This window comes from Burkholderia sp. Bp9099, assembly GCF_003857805.1.
Classification (GTDB): domain Bacteria; phylum Pseudomonadota; class Gammaproteobacteria; order Burkholderiales; family Burkholderiaceae; genus Burkholderia.
In genome coordinates this window covers 1-2,248 of record NZ_QTPU01000076.1, presented here as the reverse complement: position 1 = coordinate 2,248, position 2,248 = coordinate 1, and the positions used below count along the sequence as shown (strand labels likewise).

The 2,248-nt window shown below is 63.9% G+C and carries 3 protein-coding genes; all 3 read right to left on the bottom strand.

Annotated elements, in window-relative coordinates; translation table 11 throughout:
* Complete coding sequence (locus tag DIE17_RS36890; RefSeq protein WP_044845604.1) at nucleotides 1-717, bottom strand: ABC transporter ATP-binding protein; 717 nt, start codon at nucleotides 715-717, stop codon at nucleotides 1-3.
* Nucleotides 717-1,493 (bottom strand): ABC transporter ATP-binding protein, encoded by a 777-nt coding sequence (locus DIE17_RS36885; RefSeq protein ID WP_044845603.1) that lies wholly within the window; start codon nucleotides 1,491-1,493, stop codon nucleotides 717-719. Before DIE17_RS36885 ends, DIE17_RS36890 begins: the two co-directional genes overlap by 1 nt.
* Before the next feature lie 23 nt (nucleotides 1,494-1,516).
* Nucleotides 1,517-2,248 (bottom strand): branched-chain amino acid ABC transporter permease (locus tag DIE17_RS36880; RefSeq protein WP_409410405.1); only part of this gene is annotated, 732 nt, incomplete at its 5' end.

Genomic DNA, 2,248 nt, shown 5'->3' with positions numbered 1-2,248 from the left:
TTACTCACCCAGATACGCAGCCCGCACCTTCGGATCGTCGAGCATCTGCTTGGCGTCGCCTTCCATCGTGACCGTGCCGGAATCCATCACGTAGCCGCGGTCGGCCGCTTGCAGCGCGAGCCGCGCGTTCTGCTCGACCAGCAGCACCGTGATGCCCTCCTTCGAGATCTCGCGCACCACTTCGAAGATCTTCTCGACCATGATCGGCGACAGGCCCATCGACGGCTCGTCGAGCAGCAGCAGCTTCGGCTTCGACAGGATCGCGCGCGACATCGCCAGCATCTGCTGCTCGCCGCCCGACAGCGTACCCGCGAGCTGCGTTGCACGCTCCTTCAGCCGCGGGAAGAAGCCGAACATCCGGTCGACGTCCTGCTTGATCTGCTCCTTGTCGTTGCGCAGGTATGCGCCCATCTGCATGTTCTCGATGATCGACATCCGCGCGAAGATCCCGCGACCTTCCGGCACCATCGCGAGGCCGCGCTTGAGCAGCTCGTGCGACGGCACGCCCTTGATCGACTTGCCGTCGTACTCGATGTCGCCCGCCGAGTACGGCTTGAGACCCGTGATCGCCTTCATCGTCGTGGTCTTGCCCGCGCCGTTCGCGCCGATCAGCGTCACCAGCTCGCCCTGGCGGACTTCCATGTCAACGCCCTTGACGGCCTGGATGCCGCCGTAGTTGACCTGCAAGCCCTTGATTTTCAACATTGCCGCTGCCATCAGTGCACCCCTGCGCCGAGATATGCCTCAATCACCTTCGGATTCTTCTGCACGTCCTGCGGCAGACCCTCGGCGATCACCTTGCCGTAATCGAGCACCGTCATCCGGTTGCACAATCCCATCACGAGCTTCACGTCGTGCTCGATCAGCAGGATCGTACGGCCGTCCGAGCGGATCTTGTCGAGCAGGCGCGTGAGTTCGACCTTCTCGGTCGCGTTCATCCCGGCCGCCGGCTCGTCGAGCGCGAGCAGCTTCGGGTCGGTCGCCAATGCGCGCGCAATCTCGAGACGGCGCTGGTGGCCGTACGACAGGTTGCGCGACGTGTAGTCCGCGTACTGCAGCACGCCGACGTATTCGAGCAGCTCGATCGCGCGTTCCTTGATCTCGCGCTCTTCCTGGCGCTCGGCCGGCGTCTGGAACACCGCGCCGAGCAGCCCGTGCTTGGTCCGCACGTGGCGGCCCACCATCACGTTCTCCAGCGCCGTCATCCCGCCGAACAGGCGGATGTTCTGGAACGTGCGCGCGATGCCCGTCTTCGCGACCTGGTGCACCGCGGTCGGCTTGTATTCCGTGCCGTCGAGCTTGAACTCGCCGGAGTCCGGCGTGTAGAGGCCCGTGATCACGTTGAAGAACGTGGTCTTGCCGGCGCCGTTCGGGCCGATCAGGCCGTAGATCTCGCCTTCCTTGATCTGCAGGCCGACGTCGGACAGTGCCTGCAGCCCGCCGAAGCGTTTGTTCACGCCCGAGACGGACAGTCGGATTTGCTTGTCGCTCATGTGTGTATCCCCTTGTCCGTTGGTTAAGCGCGCACCGGCTTCTTGCTGTTGCGCTTCGCCAGTTTCGCGATCTTGTCCTCATGCTTCGGCGCCGGCCACAGGCCTTCCGAGCGATAGAGCATGATGATCACCATCGCGAGGCCGTACAGCGCCTGACGGATCACTTCGGTGTCGACGATGTCGTGACCGAAGATCGCGTGCTGCAGCGGGCTCATCGTCGAACGCAGGAATTCCGGGAAGATCGCGAGCAGCACCGCGCCGAGGATCACGCCCGGGATGTGGCCCATGCCGCCGAGCACCACGCACGCCAGCACGACGATCGATTCCCAGAACGTGAACGACTCGGGCGACACGAAGCCCTGGAACGCACCGAACATCGCACCCGACAGGCCGCCGAACGACGCGCCCATCGCGAACGCGAGCAGCTTCACGTTACGGGTGTTGATGCCCATCGCCTTCGCGGCGATTTCGTCTTCGCGGATCGCGGCCCATGCGCGGCCGATACGCGAGTGCTGCAGGCGCGTACAGACCCAGATCACCAGCAGCGCGCAGAGCACGAACAGGTAGTAGTACATGTAGACCGACGGCAGCTGGAAGCCGAAGATCGAGTGCGTCTGCGACAGGTTGAAGCCGCCGACGTGCACCGGATCGATGCCCGTGATCCCCTTCGGGCCGTTGGTGATGTTCACCGGACGGTCGAGGTTGTTCATGAAGATCCGGACGATTTCACCGAAGCCGAGCGTCACGATCGCCAG

Excerpts from the sequence above, each read along its gene's own strand:
- DIE17_RS36890 (WP_044845604.1), bottom strand. The coding sequence starts at position 717 with ATGGCAGCGGCAATGTTGAAAATCAAGGGCTTGCAGGTCAACTACGGC.
- DIE17_RS36885 (WP_044845603.1), bottom strand. The coding sequence starts at position 1,493 with ATGAGCGACAAGCAAATCCGACTGTCCGTCTCGGGCGTGAACAAACGC.